Origin of the sequence: Microcystis sp. LE19-41.2A, from assembly GCF_027530405.1 — a bacterium.
In the GTDB taxonomy this organism is placed as follows: Bacteria; Cyanobacteriota; Cyanobacteriia; order Cyanobacteriales; family Microcystaceae; genus Microcystis; species Microcystis aeruginosa.
On the sequence record NZ_JAPZQJ010000430.1, the window covers coordinates 1 to 21,916 of the forward strand.

Sequence of the window (21,916 nt, forward strand, 5' to 3'; positions counted from 1 at the left end):
AAGCGATCGTTCAAGCCTTTAGTCAGATTACATTGCGAGACATCCATCACTGGTTTACCCATTGTTGCTATTGCGATACCCCTTTTAAAGAGCCTACCTAGTCATCCATGCTGTACCTCATTCAACTGAAACCCGCTATAGCTCTCTCCTCCGCCGAAAATGAAGAAACTCCACGCCGGATAAAAAAGAGAGTTTTTCCATCTAACATAACTGGAAAGCCGTCAATTTTATTTTCCAGTTGTGTCGGATTTTGAGCTATTCCCAAAAGAGGAGAGGTGAGAGTCAGTAGTAAAACTACGATAAATATTACCAAAGTATGTCCAATTTTTTTCATCCATCTTCTAGTTCTAGATGGTTTACTTGGCATTAAAGATATTTGATTAATATCGAAAAATGGTACAGATTTCATAGGATTAAGTCAGATTTTTTTGGGTGTATTCGGGTAAGATTTAGGCATTACTGTCCTCGATGAGGTACAGATATACTAGGTTGAGACAGGAGTGGAAAAATTGCCAACACCAAAACTCTGTAAGGGTTGCCAATATTTAGGAAATTTAAGCGAGTTTTTCCTCAACATCTGTTAGTGATGGAAATGGGAACCAGATAATTTTGACTGATAATGAGACTGAGATTGAAAAAATGCGATCGCTGAATGAATATCCCGCAACAACAGATCCGCCATATCGCGACTAAATCCCTCCTTGATCACCACCCGCTGCACAGTTAAATCTTGGCGATTTTTGGGCATTGTATAGGCAGGAACTAACCAACCCCGCTCGCGCAATTTATCGGCTAAATCGAATAAACTATAATTAGTTTGATCGCTAATTGTCTCCTTTAATTTCCAAGCAAAAACTGGAATAGTGCTGCCATCGGTAATCAATTCAAACGGCCCCATCTTAGCGATTTCCCCCGATAAATACAAGGCCGTATCTCGACAGGCTTGATGAATTTGTCGATAACCCTCTTTGCCCAAGAGTAAAAAATTATAATATTGAGCGACTACTTGATTGCCGGGACGAGAAAAATTGAGAGCAAAATTAGGCAGATAACCGCCTAAATAATTACAATGAAAGATTAATTCTTCTGGCAATTCTTGCCGATCTCGCCAGATAATCCAACCGACACCGGGATAGACTAAACCGTATTTATGTCCAGGAGCATTAATCGATTTAACCCATTTGAGGCGAAAATCCCAGACTAAATCGGGATCAAGAAAAGGGGCAATAAAACCACCACTAGCACCATCGACGTGCAGGGGAACTTGCCAGCCGGTTTCTCTGTTCAATTTTTCTAGAACATCATTAATTTCTTGGACGGGTTCGTAACTACCATCAAAGGTACTACCCATAATGGCAATTACCCCGATCGTATTCTCATCAATTAGTTTAATTGCTTCCGTCGCCTCGAGGTGAAAACGATTCCCTTCCATCGGCACAAAACGCGGTTCTACCTCCCAATAACGACAGAATTTTTCCCAACAAACCTGCACATTAATGCCCATGACTAAATTAGGTTTATCGGTGGGTTTACCCTCTTTTTGTCGGCGATAGCGCCGCTGCCATTTTAAAGCCATGCCTCCCAACATCGCCGCTTCACTGGAACCAATGGTAGAACAACTGGTTGCCGCTGCGCCTTTGGGAGCATTCCAGAGTCTAGCGATCATATTCACACAACGCAATTCAATTTCGGCGGTTTGTGGGTATTCATCCTTGTCGATCATGTTTTTATCGAAGGTTTCCGCCATTAATTGTTTGGCTTCCAGTTCCATCCAAGGGTGACAAAAGTAGCCAAATTCAGGCGAGAATTACCATCAAGGGCGAGTTCATCCCAGATTAAATTATAGGCCACCGCCGGCGGCATTTCTCCCTCGGGAATCTCGTATTTAGGTACGGCGGAAGTCAGGGCGCGGGAAGCATAGGTGGGGGTAATTAGTGTCTCTTCTGGACCTAGGCGATCGAGATTAATTTTCTGATGAACCATAACTTCCTTAATAAAATATCTTTTTTGCTTAGAGTAAATTACCAATCATCCCAAAAATAATAGCAATAATCAAGACGGATAAAGAATAGGAAAGCATCCCGTAGGTTGCTACCAGCCGCCGCATTGCCGTACTATTAATACTTGTATCGGAGGTTTGATAACAAGCCGCCATACAAAAACCTTGATAGAGAAATTCCCTCCAATTAGGTCGATCGCAATCGGGAAAAACTAGGCCTTTACCATCATGATAGTAGCGTACTGCATATTCTTGGCTGTAGATCAATTGTATGGCTAACCAAGCACTAATAATACCCAAAAAACCACAGGCAAAATGAACGATGGCGTGTTCGGAAGCGATCAGATAAATTAATAGTCCGAAACTGCCGATCGTATAAAATAGGGATTCCAGAAATGCCCCCCGATGATTGGGAGATTTTAATAGTTCTAGCTGCCAGGGGGCAAGGCAAGAAATTCTGTAAGCTAGCCACATAATTGCCACTATCAAAGCGAAAAGAAAAGCTAAAACCAGTCGCAGAGTAATAGTCACCGGCAGCATTAAGACAATCAGAGCGACAATTATTTGACAGAGCCAGCGAATTTGAGTATAGCAGGGTTTTCTAGCGGTTTTTTTGACCATAGATCAAAGCAGAATTATCCCTAACTATTCTCTCATAAAAATCTGCGGGGTAAATTATGCGATCGCTGCTTGTAATTCCGGGCAACTGTACCAACTCCAAGGCCCGTCTAAAACTGGTTTGATATTCAGTTCTTCACGCCATTGATCTAAGGGTTTTTCTAATCCTTCTTCCCACTTGATCGGGAATAGAGGTTGGGCCTGGCGACCGATGGTAATTCCCCGAGAAATTAAATCGAATTTGTAACCGAGAGTTTTATTTAAATCGGCATCACTTTCTACCTCACTTAACAGAGTATCACTGGTAAAAAAAGTCATCAGTAAAGAGAGGATATCGATGAGGAGAAAAGTAGGATAACGAGTTTGAGCGACCGTGACAGAAATTACTCCCAATTCTCCAAGAGTATCTAAACTAAACCCGGTGAGAATGTGATGGATATCGTGGGTTTTATCAATGCGAAAACCAATATAGTCGGCATCGGAATCAAATTGCTCGCGTTGGGGATAAAATTGCGGATCATAGCCCAAAGTGTGCATAATTGTGCCGTAAGTCCAACCGAGAGAACCTTTCGGCATTTTTAACATTGCTTCGAGATCGTAGGGTTTGCCGATGTATCTTTCTTGCACTAATTGAGCGGAAGCTGGTTCTTGCAGAACTGCTTTTACACATAACTCCATCGGGCGACTATTGACCAATCGGCGCTCGATTTCCCAGACATTAGCCGTTTCTTGGCCAGCGCCGGCCGCTAGATCGACAAATTCCAGAAATCGATGCAAATTTTCGGGTGTGGCTAATTGATTGATGTATCTGTAACTCATGGAATTCTCCTCATCGGTAGATAAATTTACAGGCTGCTTAGAACAAGTGTATTAATAGCGCAGGGGGCCACCGTAACCACCGTATAAACCGACCCCGCGGGTACCGGCCCCCACCCCGTAAAAGCCAGGACCGACACCACCACCAACACCAATCCAATCGATAAATAGGGAAGTTGCCCCGCCGGTTTTAGGTAGAGTCCCTTCGATTAGCTTGTAGCTATAAATCAAGTCCTTGCCATCGATGACGGGATTGCTAATCTCGACGACAATTATGGTATTGTCTTGACGGCCAGGTTCATAGACCGAGAGGGTAGCATTGGGGGGATCGTTGGCAAAATTATCTTTTCCCGCCCTAGCTGTCCACTCATCCATGTAGGCTGCCATGGTCAGATTACCAGCAATCCGGTTTGGGCGATCGGAAAAGTATAATGTCTGTTTGTTGACATTCACCAGGCGAATTGTTTTTGCGACGGGATCTACCTTAAGATCTTCTGCCGTTTGCACGAACATTAACTGCACTTTTTCTTGAGCAGGAGTAGTCTGGGCTACAGAAATATTGGGCATCCCCCAGCTATTGATTGCCATGGCCGCTACTCCCAGAAAAAGTGTATAACGAAAACGCTTCAGGGATTTGGTCAATTGCTCAGAATTTCTCATGATTGCTCTCCTTAATACCCAGTTTAAATATACAACAGCTTATTTGATATTTCCAGTAATTTTCTTAGCTAACTATAGCGTTTCTGATTCACAAGAGGTACATTCCCGATCCTGAACAGCTTAATCAGCAAAGGTTTAAGTGTGCCGCATAGATGCGAGAACCGCTATATTTAGACTAATTAGTAATTGGCTATGATGGTAGTTTCGGAACGATCTGATCGACAAAAATATTAATCAAACCTGTCACCATAAATTGTACTCCGATCGCCGCTACAAATAGGCCCATAACTCGCTGAGTAATACTCAAGCCAATATCTCCTAAAAGTCTTTGTAACCATTGGCCAGCCGCGAGGATGAGAAAGACTAAAAAACTGACTAAAATTGTCATCAAAATCAGTTCAATGCCCGTACCACTACCTAGCCTTGATTCGGCTTCACTGGCATAAAGAATAACGTTAGCAATAACCCCAAGACCCACTAATAAAGGCATAGCCATAGGAATAACAATCTGCCGATAAACTGACTTAGCTTCGCTGAGATAATCCCCGCCTTGCTCATTAATTAAAAGCTCTTTTGTCCCTGCCCCAGAACCGTTAACAATGTTGATACCGATAATCAACAAAAGCACGCCACCAGCTAGGCGAAAAGAGTCTAAGGTGACGCCAAAGAATTTTAGCATTGCCGTTCCGATAAACATAAAAATCAATAACAAACACAAGACAGTTAACGAGACAAATAGAGCCACGAGTCGTTGTACTTCTTTACGTTCGCGAGCGGTGTAACTAATAAAAATCGGCAGCATTCCCAGAGGATTTAAGAGGGCGAATAAAGTGATGGCAAAGTTTCTCAAAAAAGACCATTCCATAGGACAAAGTTGCTAATTTAAGCTCAATTTTTTTGCTTTTAACCGAGGGATAGTCTAGATAAAGCTACCAGTATCGCAAGTCCCCTTTTCTACTGCCTGGCCATGATAATTTTCAGACGTTCCTCCGGGTCGATCAGGTGGTCATGATTGTCCGTACCCAGATCCAATTGAACCCAGCCGATCTTGCCGGTGAAACGACTGGTTTTCGAGGTATATTCCGCCGCCACGGGGGTACCAGATTCGTAGCCGATATCCGTGGTTTCGTCGGCGGAGAAAATAAAAGCCTGAGTTCGTTCTACCCGACCCGTACCCACTGGTTGACCGTCGTAGTAGAGGGTGACATTTCCCCCCCGTCCTAAACCACCACCATCGTAGGCAAACTCCATCCGTACCTGATGCTTGCCAGCCTGGATCGTCTCCGTCGCCTCGGTGACAAAACTTTCAATCCCCAGCACGTTATAGACGAACTTGGCTTTTCCATCGTGGCTATAGACACTCCAACCACCGAAGCGGCCGCCTTGGGCGATAATCACCCCGTCCGCGCCTTCCGGGGGAATTTCCAGTTCCGCCGTTACCGAGAAGGATTTATTTTTGATGTTGATGACGCTATTTTCAGACAAACGCCCCATCCCGGCAAAGAATAATTGCGAGTTTCCCCGCACGAGGGTAGGCCGGCCAGCGGTGGCGGGATCGACCCGTTCCACTTGGCGATCGTCTAGGGGCAGTACATTATATTTAACCGCCTCGATCAGAAATTGTCGCTGTAGTTCGTGCAGTTTCTCTGGCATTTCCTGGCAGAGATCCCGAGCTTGCGTCCAATCCGTACTGCCGTCGTATAGTTCCCAGATATCATCGTCGAAAGGAACCATCGTCTGTCCAGTCATCACCCACGGGGTGCGGTGCTTGGTAATCGCGCTCCAACCCTTGTAATAGATGCCCCGATTGCCAAACATCTCGAAATACTGCACATCATGACGTTCGGGGGCGGCTGCGTCGTTAAAGGTATAAACCATACTCGTACCCTCGTAGGGACTTTGTAGGACACCGTTAACCATCGTCGGTTCGGGAATGCCTACCACTTCCAACACCGTCGGGGCCACATCAATGACGTGACAGAATTGGTGACGAATCCCACCTTTTTCCTGGATGAGTTTGGGGTAACGAACAATCGTACCGTTGCGGGTGCCGCCCCAGTGGGAAGCGACCTGTTTCGTCCACTTATAGGGGCTACTCATCGCCCAGGCCCAACCGACCGCGTAGTGATTATAGGAATCGGGCGCACCGAAGTCATCTAGTTTCGAGAGGAGAAATTCCGGGGTTTCTAGACTCGCTAACCCGTTAAAGTTGGCCATCTCGTTAAACGCGCCCTGAAGCGTTCCCTCGGCGGAGGCACCGTTATCACCGACGATGACGTAAATTAGCGTATCGTCGAGGATTTCTAGCTTTTCTAAGGCTTGAATCACTCGTCCCACCTGATCATCGGTATGTTCCAGAAAGGCGGCGTACACCTCCATCTGGCGCTCTAATACCGGCTTCAGGCGCTCGTCCATGTCATCCCATGGGGGAATTTCGGCGTGACGGGGGGTGAGTTCGGCATTTTGGGGAATTACGCCCAGTTCTTTCTGTCGGGCAAAGGTGATCTCACGCTGGCGATCCCAACCGTGAGCGAATTGGCCTCGATACTTGTCGATCCACTCCTTCGGGACGTGGTGGGGGGCGTGGGTTGCGCCAGGGGCGAAGTAGGCAAAGAAAGGCTTATTGGGGGCGAGAGCTTTTTGTTGACTAATCCAAGCGATCGCTCGATCGGCCAGATCCTCGGTCAGGTGATAGCCTTCCTCCGGAGTTTTCGGCGGTTCGATCGGGGTCGTTCCCTCGTACAGTGCCGGCTCCCACTGGTTATTTTCGCCACCGATAAAGCCGTAGAAATACTCGAATCCACCCCCGCCAGAGGGCCAAGCGTCAAAGGGACCGATCGGGCTGGTTTGCCAAACCGGTACTTCGTGGCATTTACCGAACTGCGCCGTGGAATAGCCGTTTAGCTTCAGGGTTAAGGCAAGGGGGGCTTTGGTGTTGGGACGGACGGAACTCTGTCCAGGGGCGGAGGTGGCGGTTTCGGTGATGTTGCCCATGCCGACCGAGTGATGATTCCTTCCGGAGAGCAAAGCCGCACGACTGGGAGAACAGAGGGCAGTGGTATGAAAACGGGTGTATTTTAACCCAGCCGCCGCTAATCGCTCGAAAGTGGGCGTATTGCAGGGACCACCGAAGGCACTGGCGGCTCCAAAACCCACGTCATCGAGCAGCACGATCAGCACGTTGGGTGCGCCAGCCGGCGGTCGGATATCTCGAATCGGGGGATAGTGGGTGTCGGGATTCTTGGCGTCGTAGGTGGTTAGACCGAAGGGGGTCAAGTCGGGAATCGGTAGAATTTGGCGTTGGATCGGTTTGTCTTGGGTCATCTTGAGGGCTCCTTTTAACCTTTTAAATTTGCGATCGAGAGGTGAAAATCGGAAAAATCGGCTATTTCGTTGACAACGGCAATACATGATCGCATTTTTAAAGTTTAATCAATAAGATGACGGCGTTGCCGAAGGCACTGCGTTCTCGAAGAGCGGCGAAGCCTAGCAGACCACACTAATTTGATTTTCTGAGCCAATTGATTAAAAGATTTTTAATGCGTATTAGTCTTTCTGGTGAGATATTTCCTAAACGGGCATTGATTACAGATGATTCGACACTTGTTAATCGTCCTAGCCGAATTAAAGAAGCCACTTTAAGTCCAGTAGTAATATAGTCAGAATCTGAGGTATTAATAATTTCGTCAAATCCTAAAGTAGCTTGATGGAGACGAGAAGAAATTAAAGCAAGTAATAAATCACGATGGCGACTTGGTGAAATAGCAAAAATAATTAAAGCTGGACGTAGTTTTCCTGATTGCAAGTCTGCTTGAGGAAAACGAATTAGAACAATATCACCTGGTTTCATAGTTGATAAATTTCTTGAGCATCTGCTAGGGAATATTCAATTTCATCTTCTTCTTTAAAAAATTGCTCTAATGCAAATTTTTGCCAGTCTTCATCTTGCCAATTAGTATATTCTGAAATGTTGTTTGGCTCAGGGGAAATTAATCGGGTAAAGTTGGCAATTTTTTCAACAATGTGATCGGGTAATCGGTTAATCTGTTGGTGAAGTTCTTCACGAATTGTAGCCGACATAAGTAGGGAGGCACAATTATTTGTAGGGCTCTTCGGTTTGTGTTATGCAATGGATGGGGGTTATAAGGGATGGAACCCTTATAGAGAAAGGCATTTAGCGATTTTTGTCAATTGTTTTTTATCTAGAGCGAACTAATCAATTAAGTCTCTTGCCAGATAAGGATTTAGTCGATTTATGCCCCCCTATCGAACCATACCAAGTAACGAAGAACCCATAAACTTAGAGTTTTTAAGCAGGAGAGTACGGATGATGACACCTAGTACGAAAAGAGAAACTATACCAAAACCTAACACAGTAATTCACAAGAGGATTCAAGGCATTACTGAGGCAATTCTGAGCCTTGCTGATGCAAAACTAGCGCTAAGTGTTGGCGAGGAAGCAGGAAACAACACAAATTCCGCAAATATGACAACAGCTGGATTAGCAGATATCGCCAATGCTATTAACAATTTGCAGCTATCTGTGAAAGTACCTGCTCCAAACATTTCCATCAATATCTCTGTCTACATACTCCTCATTAACCTCAATATCTTTATCTGGTGGTGGCTGTGTCGCAATAAACGAGACAGGATGGGTTGTTTGATGAACAATATGCGGCAATCGAAATTATGGGATCAAGCAATGAAGGGATACAGTGGAAAAAATGAACTTGAAAAGCGATTTACATCTATCTTTGAAACGCCTGTAGAGTCTATCGGTTTAAGCTCCGAATCTTTAGGTGAACCAACTCTACAAGAAAAAGAGGAAGGCGAACAAAAATGGATGGATTTTGCTTCAACGATCCAGGATTTGTGTATGGAACTGTTGGGTTCTTTTGCGGTTGAATCCCCTGAAGCCAGACAACAAGCCGCTCCCCCAGCACCACCACGGCCAGAATCATTTCCTACTTCTTTAGAGGAGCAACTGACAGAGGAAAACCTAGCGCCAGCCCTGCCCTTACTTCACGAACTCAGTCAAGTTGAAGCCAGCTTGACACAAGAGTATCTGGACGTTGCCAATTTAGATCACCTAGAAAAACAACTGCAAGCCCTGCAAACCAAATTAGCCGAACATAAAGATTTGTTCAATCAAGAACTGGCGAGGAGTGCCTCAGAACCCTTGCGGGACAATAAGCCCGCCCTGCGCTACCAACGCCTGATCCAACTCCAGAAATTGCGGCTTTTGATCCTTCAACACTTTGTCTCGAAATAATTAAAGCACTTCAAGGACTGCAACCATGACCTACAACACCACAGAAACCATTCAACGCTTGTGGGCAACCTTTTTGAGAGATCAATTAGGAGCGATGCCCCCGGAAGAGCGCCAACAGTACGAACAGCAACTGGAAGACCGTTTCGGTGAACTACTCAAGGGGGCTGCCGACGGTTCCAGTAGTCCCGATAGTTTCCTCGATTTAATTGGATTTGGACCCAAAGGACCGGTTCCCTTCGAGAACGTTTCCTATCCCTATATCCAGCCGGATTTCGATGATTCCGTCGTTCCTAGTCAACTGCACGCCGCCGCCGAACTGTACTATATTTACCAACACGAACGGATGAAAGTTTTTCAAGTCATCCAAGTGCTGCAGCGTCTGTTTAGAGAGGGACGGATGCGGATTCAACGGGGACCGGGGGCGCGAGGTCTATATTTACTTGACAAATGGAAACCTTTGCGCTACACGATCCGCGATCGGATGATGGCCTATCGTCGCGCCTTTAACTACGGCAATGCCCAACCAGCTTCGGGGGCGATCATTAACCGCAATTTTCATCGGCAATTAGTCGGGTTTATGGTAGCCGTTGCCCAATATTTCCGGGATTTATTGATCGGGGAAGTAATTCGCGGCGGCACTCTCATTGAACAGCGACCCTTTGGCAGTATCGGCACGGTTCAACGCATCGGCTTAGATCTGCGCTATGCTCTCGATCGCTCCACCTACGGTAACATTTTGGCCCTGACGATGGAAACGGGACATTATCTCAATACGGTTCTCAACCTTTTGGATGCAGCCGATATCAAAAAAGCCTTCGATGCTAATACCAAATGGGATGTGATCGAAATCGTCTCCAATCGCTATCTGGGGGGTATTGCCGAACCTTCCCAACGGGCAAAAATGGCGGAAAGCGGTCGTCGGATTCTGCAATTTGTCGCCGATAACGACTTTAAAACCGCCCTCGACCCGATTTTATTCCAATCGGAACTCAGACCCATGGGCCCCCATTCGGAAGCTTGGTTGGCTGCCTATCGCATGACTCCCGAAGGCCGGGCCTTTCCGGGGGTAACTCCGGCGCTACGCAGTGTTATCGGTTCGGAGTCTGCTGGGGTGTAACGCTATTATTTTAGAGGTGTCCCGATGAGTGCCACTCTTTTGCCCGATTTCTCCATTAACCTCAATCAACGCCGTTGGTCTTGTGTCCTCGATCCCAACCTAGCCTTATCGGATTATGGTCTGCTCCTGGTCAAACAATTAGGACGATTTCTCGAATTATGGATAGCGCGAGAATTTTGGCATCTAATTGATAATAGCGATGTTTTCGATCGCTGGCGGCCTTGGCTAGAAGCGTCCCCAGAGAAGGGCAATTCCCCACCCCTTCTTACTCCGGAACTTTCTTCTCAAACCCGTCGCACTTTGCGGGAATGGGAAAGACTGCGACTAGAGACGGATTTAGGAAATCATTATCTATTTTGGATCGGCGATGGGCTTGGTGAATCCCTTTTGCCCAAAGAAACCGACAGCAGTTTAGTCAGTCGTTGGGAATGGTTAGCCCGCAGTTTGGATAGACAAATTCACACTGATCTGCTCGGCTATGCTTTCCGAGATGCGATCGCTTTGAGTGCCGCCTTGGGGTCGGCCTTTATCCTAACCCATCGCTCCCCGGAAGATCGGGCCCGCAACTTACCCCCAGTAATCTGTTCTACCTTGGAGAGTTGGGGCATCAACTGTCAGGAAATTGACCAACAAGATGCGATCGCTGCTTTGGAACGGGAACAATTACGCCAGTTATTCATCCAGTCTGGAGTCTCCAAATTGCTCTGGATGGGATTCCACCCAGTGGTTCTGCATTTAGTAGTTCCGGAAGCAATCAGGATCGATCCTCCTCCCAGTTGGTCCGAAGATATTTCTGCGAGCGAATTGGAATTAGAAGACTGGTCAGAAACTAGGGGAGAAAAAATTGATTTTTGGCAGGGTGCAAGGGGATTTTGGTATGAGATTTAACGTTGAAAAACCTTCCTTTTATTTTTCCAACTGACTTCTTACCCAATTCCGAAATGCTTTTACTAACTCTAGGTAATCTGTCTGGCCAGCTTGTTGTAAAAATATAGCAATTTCTAAGATGGGTAAATTAGGAAAAAACTGACTTGTTGGGGAGGTGATATAAGTGCCATTTTGTAATTGTTGGATAACCAGAGATTCCCCATTATAAACCCAAACCTCTGCCACGCCTAGATCTGCATAAACCTGAAGGCGATTTTGAGAACTGCTGGTGACATCAATTTCTATGACTAAATCTGGTGCAGGGTCTTCATTGAAGTCCAGTCGCTTTTTCCCCCGAACCGCCTCAATATTATCAATGTAAAAGCATTCATCCGGTTCTGCACCACTCAATTTAGGGCGTTTAAAGGTGGTAGAACCAAGGGGATAAATCGGGACTGCTGATTCTTCCGCTAGGGTTTCGACAAAGCGACCGATGAGGGTTTTACTAAATTCGTGTTCTGGGGAAGGAGCCATGATTTCTAAATTGCCACGATTGTAGGTCAGCCGCAGACGGCGATCGCTCATTTCTTCTAGCAGCGTTTCGTAGGTTTCCCAGCTAATCCCGGACAGGTGAATTATTTCAGCCGGTGGTGCGAGCAGTGTTGCAGTCATAGATTCAAGCAAAAATCCCATGCTTCCATTTTAGAATACTGATAACTGATATATGAATAATTCACGACCAGATAGTGCCAATTCTCTGCGTATTAACCAACCAGACTTAGTAATGGTGGCCGTTGCCGGTCAAATTGCCCATCCGGTCGGTCAGGCTAATCCCTATCGCATCGGTCATGATGGCATACCCCGAATCCTTCCGGCCACTGGGGGAATTGTCCTCAATCAACGGGTTGGCGATCGCTGTGTGGGTTTAATGGGGGATCATATTGAGCCGGGGGTGGCTCTCCATAATAATAGTCGGGAAATTATCGGCAGTCGTCGCGGCCCGAATCTTGCCCTGATTACCTATGCTTGTTTGGGCAATCGCGCTAGGGTGATTACTGGACCTGCCACGGGTCAATCGGGTCTGGTGACGGGAAAACATGGCGGAGTGGACCATGTTTTGGTAGATTTTCCCCCTGCGGTTTTGCGTCGCCTACGGATCGGCGATCGAGTGCAAATCTATAGTTATGGTTTGGGGTTAAAATTATTAGACTATCCGGATCTGCGTTTATTTAACTGTTCCCCCGATTTTCTGCGACGTTGGGGTTTAATTCCTGGCGACCGCACTTTACAAGTACCCGTGACTCATTTTGTCCCTGCTGCTGCTATGGGTTCGGGATTAGGCAAAAATACGGTCTGGCGTGGTGATTATGATATCCAGCTATTCGATCCGCAACTTCGCCGCCGCTATCGTCTTGATACTCTTCGATTTGGCGATTTGGTTGCCATTGGCTCGGCGGATACCCGTCACGGTCCTAGTTACCGTCAAGGTCGGATTACTTTCGGGATTATCGTCCATGGCGATAGTACGGTCAGTGGTCATGGTCCTGGGGTTATGCCTTTACTAACGGGTTCCTGCCAACGTTTACAACCTCTCTACGATAGCAGGGCTAATTTTGCCGCTCTGTTTAATTTGCGATCGCTACCCCCCGCCCAAGTCTATTCTCCTCTGGTCAATTTTTCTGGTATTACCCCTCGGTCTGGGGAAGTTTCTGTTAGTCGCACTTAATTTTTTATGGTTGAGCTAGAAACTCAATTATTGTTAAGTTTTTCTAATTTATTGGCAAGTTTTTCTGGAAAATTTTACAATGATCGAGCTTCGTCTTGGTTAAAAACTCGATTTTTCCTAATCTATATTCCCAAATTAAATGTTAAGATTAGCCCAATTATTGGCAGAAATATATTACTGTAATCTTGACAAGACCGTCTTGCACCTACTTTTATTGATTGTTTCCTATTTTTCAGATAGACGAAGCTTTTATTTAGCCAGAAAACAAGTTAGGAGAGAAAAGACAATGAATAACCAGCATCAGCAAAATCTTGGCTCTTTGTTCACCGATGTGTCCTATCAAGTAGTTTCAGAAATTTATAAGCACGATCATCACTACTATATCATCCATCTAAAGGAAGATCAGGAAAAAAATTATTTAAAAGAATTAAAAAAATCTTTTGTTGAGGTGGATCAATTTGAAGTCAACGGTCAATATTTTATTATTCTCGATGTATCCGGTCAAATTAAATCTTCTGCCCAAGAAATCGCCCAACTTCTCTCGGAAAGAGAACTACAAATTGCCACCCTAGTGGCCTTGGGACAGGCTAATAAACAGATAGCCCATCGCTTACATATTAGTGAATGGACTGTTGCCAGCTATTTACGGCGAATTTTTGCCAAATTAGGGGTAGATAGTCGTGCTGCTATGGTCTATCGTTGTGCCGCTCTCATTCAACTGTTGCAATCAGATTTCGATGTTCAGGAATTAGCAACTATTTGATTAGCTAGGGCTTGCTGAGTAAATCTAAAAACCTTGTTGGATAAGGTTTTTAGACTTTTTTGACCTCAAAAAGTGCCGAACTTTGGAGTGATTGGGGGGAAAATTCCTGGACTTTTTTCCTGAAAATTAGGTAATTGACCACCTGAAAATGAGTAAAACCCCACACCCCACACCCCACACCCCACACCCTGCCACCGGGAAAAACTTTTTCAGCAGACCCTACTTAATTAAGCAGTTACTACTTGGGAAGCTAACCGTTTAAAGGTCAATCTTTCATCGGCCACATCGACAAAAATCGTGTCTCCCCCTTTGAATTCGCCGCGCAGAATTGCCTTAGCGATCGGAGTTTCCACATATCTTTGTACTGCCCGTTTTAAGGGTCGCGCACCGTACACTGGATCGTGACCAATTTCTGCTAGATAATCGAGAGCAATATCGGCAAGTTTCAGGGCTAATTTTTGTTCCATCAAGCGATCGCTGAGATTGGCTGTCTGTAGTTTGACAATCGATCGCAGTTGCGCTTTTTGTAAACTATGGAAAATGATCGTTTCATCGATACGATTGAGGAATTCGGGACGGAAACTATTCCGCATTGCTTCCATCACCCGGGCCTGCATTTCCTCGTAACGAGACTCATCACCAGCCACGTCTAAAATGTATTGAGAACCGATATTACTGGTCATAATAATGATGGTATTTTTGAAATCAACCAGATGACCTTGAGAGTCGGTTAAGCGCCCATCGTCAAGGATTTGTAACATAACGTTAAAAACGTCGGGATGGGCTTTTTCAATCTCATCAAAGAGGATGACAGAGTAGGGACGACGCCGGATTGCCTCGGTTAATTGTCCTCCTTCATCGTAGCCGACGTATCCCGGAGGCGCACCCATGAGACGGGAAACGCTGTGTTTTTCCATGTATTCCGACATATCGATGCGAACTAGAGCCTCTTCCGTGTCAAAGAGATTGCGCGCTAAAGCTTTCGCCAATTCTGTCTTACCAACACCCGTCGGACCGAGGAAAATAAAGCTGGCCGTGGGACGGTTGGGATCCGATAAACCGGCGCGGGAACGTTGAATCGCTTCGGCCACGGCTGTGACCGCTTCCTCTTGACCGATGACACTTTCGTGTAATTCGTCTTCCAGATTGAGGAGTTTTTCTTTTTCCGATTCGATTAATTTATTGAGAGGAATTCCCGTCCATTTCGAGATAATTTCGGCGATATCCGATTCGAGAACTTCTTCCCTTAATAAACTTTTACCGGTGGTTTGTTTGTCGGCTAATTGAGTTTCTAGGGCGGACATTTGCCGCTGCAGATCAGTTAATTTTCCGAACTTTAATTCGGCGGCGCGATTATAATCATAATCTCGTTCGGCCTGTTGAATTTCTAGATTAACTTGTTCGATCGCTTCTTTAACCCCACGAACTTTATCGATAATCTCTTTTTCCCCTTGCCATTGGGCATTTAATCCCGATTGTTCTTCCTTGAGGTTAGCCAGTTCTTTTTCTAACTTTTCTAACCGTTCTCGCGAAGCTGGATCGTATTCCCGTTGTAGGGAAAGTTTTTCCATTTCTAGCTGAAGAATTTTGCGATCAATTTCATCGAGTTCTTCCGGTTTAGAGGTGATTTCCATCTTCAATTTGGCCGCCGCTTCATCAACTAAATCAATGGCCTTATCGGGCAAAAAGCGATCGCTAATATAACGATTAGAAAGCAGTGCCGCCGCTACTAAAGCATTATCGGCAATTTTTACCCCATGATGCACCTCATAACGTTCTTTAAGACCGCGAAGAATTGAAATAGTATCGACCACATTTGGTTCATCTACTAAAACCTCTTGGAAGCGTCTTTCTAACGCCGCATCTTTTTCGATATATTTGCGGTATTCATCGAGGGTAGTGGCCCCGATACAACGCAATTCACCCCGGGCTAACATTGGTTTTAATAAATTGCCCGCATCCATTGCCCCTTGAGTGGCTCCCGCACCGACAACGGTGTGAATTTCGTCAATAAACATGATGATATTGCCTTGGGAATCGGTGACTTCCTTGAGGACAGCTTTTAATCTTTCCTCAAATTCTCCGCGATATTTTGCTCCCGCAATTAAGCCACCTAAATCGAGAGAAATGAGAGTCCGATCTAACAGAGATTCTGGCACATCGCGGTTAATAATCCGCTGGGCTAATCCTTCGACAATGGCTGTTTTTCCTACTCCCGGTTCCCCGATTAAAACTGGGTTATTTTTAGTCCGACGCGAGAGGATCTGAATGGTGCGACGGATTTCGTCATCCCGTCCAATTACGGGGTCTAATTTACCTTCCCGTGCCAATTGGGTGAGATCCCGTCCGTATTTTTCTAGGGCCTCGTATTTGCCTTCTGGATTCTGATCGGTCACTTTTTGACTACCTCTGACTTGTTGAATAATTTCTTTGAGTTTGTTTTCCGTAAGTCCGAATTCTTGAAAAATATTTTTACCGAAGCGATCATCTTTAGCGTAACCTAAAATTAAATGCTCGATCGAGATAAAGTCATCTCCAAATTCTCGACGATAATTTTCCGCTCGATCGAGTAAACTATCTAAACTACGACCTAAATAAATCGAGTCGCCGGGGTTAGAGATTTTCGGTTGACGACGGATAAAGTCATCGGTGCGATCCCGCAAACGGGCTAGACTAATATTAGCTTTACTAAAGACACTGCCCGCTAATCCCTCCTGTTCAAGAAGGGCTTTCATTAGATGTTCGCTTTCGATTTGTTGCTGGCTGTTCTGTTTGGCAATGTCCGGCGTTTTGACGATTGCCTCCCAAGCTTTTTCCGTAAATTGTTGTGGATTGGTTGGCTGCATTTTCTATAAGAGATTACTTTTATACCCTTGAGACTATTCTAGATTGACCGGTTTGTTGGCTTCTAGGGGCTTACCGTACCTAGTTCAGGGGGATTTCCCCTCAATGGTGCGATTTAAGCCGCTAAAGTTTATAAGCTGTCAGGGATTTAAACTGCGTCTTGGAAATTTTAGTACAAATGCTCGGATTCTCAACCAAGCTAAAATCTTAAGTAGCTGGTTATAATTAAATTAAAAATGAATTTTAGGTTCGATCCCCCCTGCCCCCCTTGATAAGGGGGGTGCTGATAGGCGGGGGGATCCCCCCTGCCCCCCTTGATAAGGGGGGTGTCTAATAATTTTTAACACCTACCTACTTAATTATTAAAGATGTTCACTGATAACTGATTACTGATAACTGATAACTGATTAATTCCCCCCTAAAATACTATCTAAGCGATTAAAGATTTAACTTTACTGATGATACCAACTGGGTCAATACCTTGGTGGGGGAACTGTTCCCATAAACCGCCACAACCTTCGTGGTGAGTACCGATATAGGCGTATTTAGGAGTTAAACCGCGTTCGAGTAACCAAGAACCATAACGGCTACCTAAACCCGTGCGACGGTTAAATGCTTCTACCACTAAAACAAAGGGAGAATTACCAACTTTAGCGATAATTTCTTCATCCACCCCATTGAGAGTCGGTTTATTAATTAAACCCACGTCGATCCCTTCTTGTTTTAAGCGTTCCACTGCATCTAAAGCGCGGTATAAACCATCGCCAAAGCTGATGATATAACCGGCAGTGCCTTCTCGAATTACTTCATCTTTTCCGGGGACAAAGGTGTAACCATCGCCAAAGAAATTATGGCCGTTAGTATCAAGAATATTGGGAGTTTTAGAACGAGTCGAGAAGATAAAACGTAAACCGGGTTGATGGAAAGTTGCCTCGACACAAGCGGTCATTTGTGCCGCATCGGCCGGAAAATAAAGACGGGTTTCGTAACCGTCATCGAGTCCATTATCGGCAAAGAAATTATTCAAACCAAAGTGACAGGTATTATCCGCCATATCATCGATACCGGAATGGGAAAAATGACATAAAAGATTAGAATAATTCAAACGGGCCATGGTGATTTCAGAAATACACATTTCTAGAAAAGCGGCAAAGGTGGCGAAAATTCCCTGTTTACCTTTTTCCATCCCAAAACCAGCAGCCGCCGAAAGATTGCCCCGTTCCATAATACCGGAAGGAATAAACACTTCGGGATGTTTATCGTGGATAATTTTTAGACCGCAGGAACCCTCTAAATCGCTATCTACTACTAATACCTTAGCCTTGCGTTCTTCCTCGCTCATTTTGCCTAAAAGACTGACTACTGCTTCGCCGAAAACGTTGCGGTTAGAACCCCATTTATCCCCAGAACCGAGGAATTTATAGTCATTAGAAGGCTTCTTAATACTGTTGAGATATTCCACGGCGGCACTGTGTCCTTTTGCCTCTAAATATTTCAAAGCCAAGGGGACAGAAATCACATCATGACCGTGGTTAGAACCTTCTAAACCTTCAATTCCAGGACACATGGGACGTTTATTAATAATCGCAATCGGGCCAGGAGTATTAATTGCTTCACATATATTGCGATACAAACTATCGATATCTTCCCCATCTCCCACTAACACTTTTAGTCCATGGCCGGTGAGAGTTTTAGCCACATCATAACCGGGTAAATATTTGGAAGGATTACCGGCAATCGTCACATCATTATCATCAATAATTAGCTTAACATTGATGTGTTGAGCTACGGCTAAACGGGCAGCTTCTGCGTCATTGCCTTCCTGTTGAGAACCATCGGAACCTAAACAAAAAACGGTTTTTCCGGGGTTAGCTAAAGCGACACCGTTAACGTAGGGCCACATATGTCCTAAACGGCCAGAACTAAATTTGACGCCTGGGGTTAATCCTAATTCCGGGTGTCCGGGGAGTTTAGAATTGGCCTCGCGGTAGTGCATTAATTGTTCTGCAGGTAAAGAACCTTCTAACGCAGACATGAGATATTGAGTACCGACGCGGTGTCCCGCTTCATCGAAGAAGATTGGTACAAATTGACTAGGTTGACTGCGGAAAAGAGCATCGAGAATCACCACTTCCGGGACGGTATCGTAGGGGCCGCCGGTGTGACCACCCACACCCCGGGCCGCACCCGTGGCAGTAAAAAAGATGATAGCATCGCGACAAAGTTGGATATTGGCTTTTAGGGCGCTTCTTTGGTCGTCGGTGAGGGTGGGGTTACTGGGGTCGAGACTGATGGGTTTATAGGCGCTCAAATCGATGGGAAAGGTTGTCATCGTAGATTTTCCTTAATGTAGAGAAATAACTATAGTCAGGGAAATCATAGCCTAGAATGTCACCCGATCGATTGATTGAATAATTTCTTATCATTGATGTAGTCCCTAATACAAAAGTTTTACCCCTGCTGGGATAGCGTCCACGGTGCGGGACGGGGGAAATCTTAAAAAAGATACGGGAAAAAAAGCTGTTCTTGAGGGCAATGGTTCAGAATGGCAGCTAAGACCAAGTAAAAAGGATAACCTTTGACTGTATAGCGTTTCTCACAGGGATGAAGTATGACCTGATTCTCGGTTGATATTACTGCAACCTCTAGCCCAAAAATCAGCGCATAATTAGCAAAAACTAGATTTTTTAAGGTAAAAACTATGTGTTTAGGCATACCGGGACAAATTACGGCAATTATTGATGAAAACCATCATCTCGCTCTCGTCGATGTGGGGGGTGTAAAAAGAGAAGTAAATATTACTTGTATTGTTGATGAAGACCATCCTGCTAATACTTGTGTAGGGGATTGGGTATTAGTTCATGTGGGTTTTGCCATGAATCGAATCGATGAAGATGAGGCGCAAGAAACCTTAAATTTATTAACACAATTAGCAGAATTAGAGGCAGAATTTAATCATAATTAATGTTCTTAAAGTAGTCACCCATAAATTAATGCTGTTGTCTATCTCTAAGAAATGTAAATTACGGCAATTATTACTGACTACCGACAGCTAAAAATGATAATTAAAGGATATAAACTATGAAATACGTTGATGAATTTCGTGATCCAGTTAAAGCGGCAGGATTAATTCAACAAATTGAACAATTATCGATAAGAATCTCTGAAAAGCGGGAAAAAGTTACTAAAATTATGGAGGTTTGTGGAGGTCATACCCACTCAATTTTTAGATACGGTATCGAGGCAATACTTCCGGAAACTATCGAATTAATTCATGGTCCTGGATGTCCCGTTTGTGTGATGCCGCGAGGTCGTTTAGATGATGCCATTTTTCTCGCACAACAACCGAACGTAATTCTGACAACTTTTGGCGATACTATGCGTGTCCCCGGTTCCCATTTGAGTCTGCTGCAAGCACGAGCAAAAGGTGATGATATTCGCATGGTTTATTCTCCTCGCGATGCCTTAAAAATTGCCAGAGAAAATCTCGATAAAGAAGTAATATTTTTAGCATTAGGGTTTGAAACAACCGTTCCTAGTACCGCTTTAACTGTTTTAGAAGCGCAAAGAGATGGTGTCACTAATTTTAGTTTATTTTCTAATCATGTGGTGATTATTCCCGCTCTGAAAGCCTTGTTAGATAACCCAGATTTACAGTTAGACGGTTTTGTTGGTCCCGGTCATGTTAGCATGGTAATTGGCACAGAACCCTATCAAGTTATTGCCCAAGAATATCATAAACCTGTGGTAGTTTCTGGGTTTGAACCCTTGGATATTCTCCAATCAATTTGGATGGTATTAAAACAATTAGATGAGCAGAGATGTGAGATCGAAAATCAGTACGATCGAGTGGTACAAAATCAAGGAAATAGAGTCGCTTTATCGGCAATCAAGCAAGTTTTTGAACTGCGAGATCAGTTTGAATGGCGAGGTTTAGGAGAAATTGCTCAAGGAGGGTTAAAACTGCGAGATGAGTACAGTAATTTTGATGCGGAGAAAAAATTTACCCTACCCAATCAGCGTGTTAAAGATCACAAAGCTTGTCAGTGTGGCGAAATTCTTAAAGGTGTTTTAAAACCCTGGGAATGTAAAGTATTTGGTACTGCTTGTACTCCCGAACATCCCATCGGTACTTGTATGGTTTCTAGTGAAGGTGCTTGTGCCGCTTATTATAAGTATGGTAGAAATTAGTAAATTTTTTTACTGATTAAGGTTCCTTTCCGGTGAGGAAACGCTAGAATTATCACCAGAAGAAATTAACAATCTCTCGGTGATAAAAAAGATGAAGATCAAAAATAATCTGGGTTTATTTGGCTTAACTACCTCTGTGCTGCTAATTATCGCTTCGGAAATCGTTCTTGCTTCCCAAGAACAAACCCTAGAACTGCAACCAAGTCAACCCCCCAGCGCCGATTTTTTCAAACCCGTCACCAATCTAATTAAAGATTTAAACCATCAGGGAGTAACTATCACCGATCCCAATGATCCCATGGCGGTGCGCTACCGAGTCAATTCCCCCTGTCCTGGTTGTTCGGTTTATCTAGGCACGGGAGTTGCCAATCCTCGCACCCAGACTAATAATAATGGCATGGGAATCAATTTTGGTCTTGGTTTCACCATGCCTTTTTCACCCTAAATACCGATGACATATTTACGCCATTCGTGATTGTGATTCCCCCTGGTGTGCTTTAATAGCTCAAAGTGGAGACTGCTGTAGGGACGACGTGGCTGGGCGCGTAGGGACATATTGGCCTCTTTTGGTGTACGATTGCCCTTATGCACATTACAACGCACACAAGCCGCCACTAAATTCTCCCAGGTATCACCCCCTCCGCGAGAACGGGGAATCACATGATCGATGGTTAATTGTTCACCTCGGTAGAGACAGTATTGACAGGTGTGATGATCTCGTTCGAGAATATTACGACGGGTTAAAGGAATTTCCTTGTAGGGAACACGGACGTATTGCCTAAGACGGATAACAGAAGGCAAGGGTAAGTCACGACAAACCACTTTTCCGTTATGTTCTAGGGATTCAGCTTTTCCTTTCAACAATAAAACGATCGCGCGCCGCCAACTGGTAATATTTAGCGGTTCGTAGGAGGCATTCAACACGAGAACCTTGCTCATAGGTGTCTGGAGATCGCTTGAATTTACCCCGCATGGTAACACAGATAACTGGGATTGGAACCTATTACACTAAATCCGTTGAGTATAGATCTGGTAGGGTGCGT

At 44.9% G+C, this 21,916-nt stretch carries 22 protein-coding genes and 1 pseudogene; 9 read left to right on the plus strand and 14 right to left on the minus strand.

Annotated elements, in window-relative coordinates; genetic code table 11:
• Nucleotides 1-133: 133 nt before the first annotated feature.
• From O9290_RS17820 to O9290_RS17865, 10 genes and pseudogenes are all read right to left on the minus strand, one after another.
• Nucleotides 134-409: pseudogene (locus O9290_RS17820) on the minus strand (mechanosensitive ion channel family protein); the annotation flags it as partial.
• A gap of 171 nt (nucleotides 410-580) precedes the next feature.
• Entirely contained in the window at nucleotides 581-1,771 is a 1,191-nt protein-coding gene (gad, locus tag O9290_RS17825; protein ID WP_288027771.1) for a glutamate decarboxylase, read from the minus strand.
• Entirely contained in the window at nucleotides 1,747-1,983 is a 237-nt protein-coding gene (locus O9290_RS17830; protein ID WP_288027769.1) for a hypothetical protein, read from the minus strand. Before O9290_RS17830 ends, gad begins: the two co-directional genes overlap by 25 nt.
• 28 nt (nucleotides 1,984-2,011) lie before the next feature.
• Nucleotides 2,012-2,620: a DUF1345 domain-containing protein gene (locus O9290_RS17835; RefSeq protein WP_288027768.1), complete on the minus strand. Its 609-nt coding sequence runs from the start codon at nucleotides 2,618-2,620 to the stop codon at nucleotides 2,012-2,014.
• Between the two features lie 54 nt (nucleotides 2,621-2,674).
• Nucleotides 2,675-3,436: a Coq4 family protein gene (locus O9290_RS17840; protein ID WP_002760903.1), complete on the minus strand. Its 762-nt coding sequence runs from the start codon at nucleotides 3,434-3,436 to the stop codon at nucleotides 2,675-2,677.
• A 51-nt stretch (nucleotides 3,437-3,487) separates the two neighbouring features.
• On the minus strand, nucleotides 3,488-4,093 hold the full coding sequence (locus O9290_RS17845) for a hypothetical protein (protein WP_002760901.1): 606 nt from the start codon (nucleotides 4,091-4,093) through the stop codon (nucleotides 3,488-3,490).
• Between the two features lie 190 nt (nucleotides 4,094-4,283).
• The gene (locus tag O9290_RS17850) at nucleotides 4,284-4,958 is read right to left on the minus strand and encodes a MarC family protein (protein WP_002760900.1); all 675 of its coding nucleotides are present in this window, start codon (nucleotides 4,956-4,958) and stop codon (nucleotides 4,284-4,286) included.
• An 89-nt stretch (nucleotides 4,959-5,047) separates the two neighbouring features.
• Complete coding sequence (locus O9290_RS17855) at nucleotides 5,048-7,417, minus strand: arylsulfatase (RefSeq protein ID WP_002760899.1); 2,370 nt, start codon at nucleotides 7,415-7,417, stop codon at nucleotides 5,048-5,050.
• Between the two features lie 175 nt (nucleotides 7,418-7,592).
• Nucleotides 7,593-7,943, minus strand: a complete 351-nt coding sequence (locus tag O9290_RS17860; RefSeq protein ID WP_288027765.1) for a type II toxin-antitoxin system PemK/MazF family toxin — start codon at nucleotides 7,941-7,943, stop codon at nucleotides 7,593-7,595.
• Entirely contained in the window at nucleotides 7,940-8,173 is a 234-nt protein-coding gene (locus O9290_RS17865; protein WP_002760897.1) for a hypothetical protein, read from the minus strand. Before O9290_RS17865 ends, O9290_RS17860 begins: the two co-directional genes overlap by 4 nt.
• A 247-nt stretch (nucleotides 8,174-8,420) precedes the next feature.
• Between O9290_RS17865 and O9290_RS17870 the strand changes: the two genes are divergently transcribed.
• The 3 genes from O9290_RS17870 to O9290_RS17880 are packed head-to-tail and all read left to right on the plus strand — an operon-like array spanning nucleotide 8,421 to nucleotide 11,370.
• Nucleotides 8,421-9,365, plus strand: coding sequence for a hypothetical protein (locus tag O9290_RS17870; protein WP_288058373.1), 945 nt, complete (start codon nucleotides 8,421-8,423; stop codon nucleotides 9,363-9,365).
• A 25-nt stretch (nucleotides 9,366-9,390) separates the two neighbouring features.
• Nucleotides 9,391-10,482, plus strand: coding sequence for a hypothetical protein (locus tag O9290_RS17875; protein ID WP_288058371.1), 1,092 nt, complete (start codon nucleotides 9,391-9,393; stop codon nucleotides 10,480-10,482).
• Between the two features lie 24 nt (nucleotides 10,483-10,506).
• Nucleotides 10,507-11,370, plus strand: coding sequence for a hypothetical protein (locus O9290_RS17880; protein WP_288058369.1), 864 nt, complete (start codon nucleotides 10,507-10,509; stop codon nucleotides 11,368-11,370).
• 18 nt (nucleotides 11,371-11,388) lie between these two features.
• Here O9290_RS17880 and O9290_RS17885 read toward each other — a convergent pair whose 3' ends face one another.
• The gene (locus O9290_RS17885) at nucleotides 11,389-12,021 is read right to left on the minus strand and encodes a Uma2 family endonuclease (RefSeq protein WP_288026992.1); all 633 of its coding nucleotides are present in this window, start codon (nucleotides 12,019-12,021) and stop codon (nucleotides 11,389-11,391) included.
• A 52-nt stretch (nucleotides 12,022-12,073) separates the two neighbouring features.
• Between O9290_RS17885 and O9290_RS17890 the strand changes: the two genes are divergently transcribed.
• The 3 genes from O9290_RS17890 to O9290_RS17900 all read left to right on the plus strand — a co-directional run bounded on the left by O9290_RS17890 (nucleotide 12,074) and on the right by O9290_RS17900 (nucleotide 13,838).
• Complete coding sequence (locus tag O9290_RS17890) at nucleotides 12,074-13,075, plus strand: DUF4438 domain-containing protein (RefSeq protein WP_288026994.1); 1,002 nt, start codon at nucleotides 12,074-12,076, stop codon at nucleotides 13,073-13,075.
• 6 nt (nucleotides 13,076-13,081) lie between these two features.
• Nucleotides 13,082-13,258 (plus strand): hypothetical protein, encoded by a 177-nt coding sequence (locus O9290_RS17895; RefSeq protein WP_288058368.1) that lies wholly within the window; start codon nucleotides 13,082-13,084, stop codon nucleotides 13,256-13,258.
• Nucleotides 13,259-13,361: 103 nt separating this feature from the next.
• Nucleotides 13,362-13,838 carry a response regulator transcription factor gene (locus O9290_RS17900; protein ID WP_249267889.1) on the plus strand — a complete coding sequence of 159 codons (477 nt, stop codon included), beginning with the start codon at nucleotides 13,362-13,364 and terminating at the stop codon, nucleotides 13,836-13,838.
• A 227-nt stretch (nucleotides 13,839-14,065) separates the two neighbouring features.
• Here the strand turns inward: O9290_RS17900 and clpB are convergent, their stop codons facing one another.
• Nucleotides 14,066-16,684, minus strand: coding sequence for an ATP-dependent chaperone ClpB (clpB, locus tag O9290_RS17905; RefSeq protein WP_288058365.1), 2,619 nt, complete (start codon nucleotides 16,682-16,684; stop codon nucleotides 14,066-14,068).
• A gap of 428 nt (nucleotides 16,685-17,112) precedes the next feature.
• Nucleotides 17,113-19,014: a thiamine pyrophosphate-binding protein gene (locus tag O9290_RS17910; RefSeq protein ID WP_002751938.1), complete on the minus strand. Its 1,902-nt coding sequence runs from the start codon at nucleotides 19,012-19,014 to the stop codon at nucleotides 17,113-17,115.
• A gap of 369 nt (nucleotides 19,015-19,383) precedes the next feature.
• Here O9290_RS17910 and O9290_RS17915 point away from each other — a divergent pair, with 369 nt between their 5' ends.
• The 3 genes from O9290_RS17915 to O9290_RS17925 all read left to right on the plus strand — a co-directional run bounded on the left by O9290_RS17915 (nucleotide 19,384) and on the right by O9290_RS17925 (nucleotide 21,318).
• Nucleotides 19,384-19,647: a HypC/HybG/HupF family hydrogenase formation chaperone gene (locus O9290_RS17915; protein ID WP_002759304.1), complete on the plus strand. Its 264-nt coding sequence runs from the start codon at nucleotides 19,384-19,386 to the stop codon at nucleotides 19,645-19,647.
• A gap of 116 nt (nucleotides 19,648-19,763) precedes the next feature.
• The gene (gene hypD / locus O9290_RS17920) at nucleotides 19,764-20,873 is read left to right on the plus strand and encodes a hydrogenase formation protein HypD (RefSeq protein WP_002759303.1); all 1,110 of its coding nucleotides are present in this window, start codon (nucleotides 19,764-19,766) and stop codon (nucleotides 20,871-20,873) included.
• Nucleotides 20,874-20,964: 91 nt separating this feature from the next.
• On the plus strand, nucleotides 20,965-21,318 hold the full coding sequence (locus O9290_RS17925; protein WP_002759302.1) for a hypothetical protein: 354 nt from the start codon (nucleotides 20,965-20,967) through the stop codon (nucleotides 21,316-21,318).
• Here O9290_RS17925 and O9290_RS17930 read toward each other — a convergent pair.
• Nucleotides 21,315-21,812 carry an HNH endonuclease gene (locus O9290_RS17930; RefSeq protein ID WP_002785544.1) on the minus strand — a complete coding sequence of 166 codons (498 nt, stop codon included), beginning with the start codon at nucleotides 21,810-21,812 and terminating at the stop codon, nucleotides 21,315-21,317. The two genes, O9290_RS17925 and O9290_RS17930, sit on opposite strands and share 4 nt — an antisense overlap.
• Nucleotides 21,813-21,916 lie beyond the last annotated feature (104 nt).

Excerpts from the sequence above, each read along its gene's own strand:
- hypD (WP_002759303.1), top strand. The coding sequence starts at position 19,764 with ATGAAATACGTTGATGAATTTCGTGATCCAGTTAAAGCGGCAGGATTA.
- O9290_RS17885 (WP_288026992.1), bottom strand. The coding sequence starts at position 12,021 with ATGACTGCAACACTGCTCGCACCACCGGCTGAAATAATTCACCTGTCC.
- O9290_RS17910 (WP_002751938.1), bottom strand. The coding sequence starts at position 19,014 with ATGACAACCTTTCCCATCGATTTGAGCGCCTATAAACCCATCAGTCTC.
- O9290_RS17850 (WP_002760900.1), bottom strand. The coding sequence starts at position 4,958 with ATGGAATGGTCTTTTTTGAGAAACTTTGCCATCACTTTATTCGCCCTC.
- O9290_RS17840 (WP_002760903.1), bottom strand. The coding sequence starts at position 3,436 with ATGAGTTACAGATACATCAATCAATTAGCCACACCCGAAAATTTGCAT.
- O9290_RS17865 (WP_002760897.1), bottom strand. The coding sequence starts at position 8,173 with ATGTCGGCTACAATTCGTGAAGAACTTCACCAACAGATTAACCGATTA.
- O9290_RS17835 (WP_288027768.1), bottom strand. The coding sequence starts at position 2,620 with ATGGTCAAAAAAACCGCTAGAAAACCCTGCTATACTCAAATTCGCTGG.
- O9290_RS17830 (WP_288027769.1), bottom strand. The coding sequence starts at position 1,983 with ATGGTTCATCAGAAAATTAATCTCGATCGCCTAGGTCCAGAAGAGACA.
- gad (WP_288027771.1), bottom strand. The coding sequence starts at position 1,771 with ATGGAACTGGAAGCCAAACAATTAATGGCGGAAACCTTCGATAAAAAC.
- O9290_RS17845 (WP_002760901.1), bottom strand. The coding sequence starts at position 4,093 with ATGAGAAATTCTGAGCAATTGACCAAATCCCTGAAGCGTTTTCGTTAT.
- O9290_RS17875 (WP_288058371.1), top strand. The coding sequence starts at position 9,391 with ATGACCTACAACACCACAGAAACCATTCAACGCTTGTGGGCAACCTTT.
- O9290_RS17895 (WP_288058368.1), top strand. The coding sequence starts at position 13,082 with ATGGTTGAGCTAGAAACTCAATTATTGTTAAGTTTTTCTAATTTATTG.
- O9290_RS17915 (WP_002759304.1), top strand. The coding sequence starts at position 19,384 with ATGTGTTTAGGCATACCGGGACAAATTACGGCAATTATTGATGAAAAC.
- O9290_RS17900 (WP_249267889.1), top strand. The coding sequence starts at position 13,362 with ATGAATAACCAGCATCAGCAAAATCTTGGCTCTTTGTTCACCGATGTG.
- O9290_RS17925 (WP_002759302.1), top strand. The coding sequence starts at position 20,965 with ATGAAGATCAAAAATAATCTGGGTTTATTTGGCTTAACTACCTCTGTG.
- O9290_RS17890 (WP_288026994.1), top strand. The coding sequence starts at position 12,074 with ATGAATAATTCACGACCAGATAGTGCCAATTCTCTGCGTATTAACCAA.
- O9290_RS17880 (WP_288058369.1), top strand. The coding sequence starts at position 10,507 with ATGAGTGCCACTCTTTTGCCCGATTTCTCCATTAACCTCAATCAACGC.
- O9290_RS17860 (WP_288027765.1), bottom strand. The coding sequence starts at position 7,943 with ATGAAACCAGGTGATATTGTTCTAATTCGTTTTCCTCAAGCAGACTTG.
- O9290_RS17930 (WP_002785544.1), bottom strand. The coding sequence starts at position 21,812 with ATGAGCAAGGTTCTCGTGTTGAATGCCTCCTACGAACCGCTAAATATT.
- O9290_RS17855 (WP_002760899.1), bottom strand. The coding sequence starts at position 7,417 with ATGACCCAAGACAAACCGATCCAACGCCAAATTCTACCGATTCCCGAC.
- O9290_RS17870 (WP_288058373.1), top strand. The coding sequence starts at position 8,421 with ATGATGACACCTAGTACGAAAAGAGAAACTATACCAAAACCTAACACA.
- clpB (WP_288058365.1), bottom strand. The coding sequence starts at position 16,684 with ATGCAGCCAACCAATCCACAACAATTTACGGAAAAAGCTTGGGAGGCA.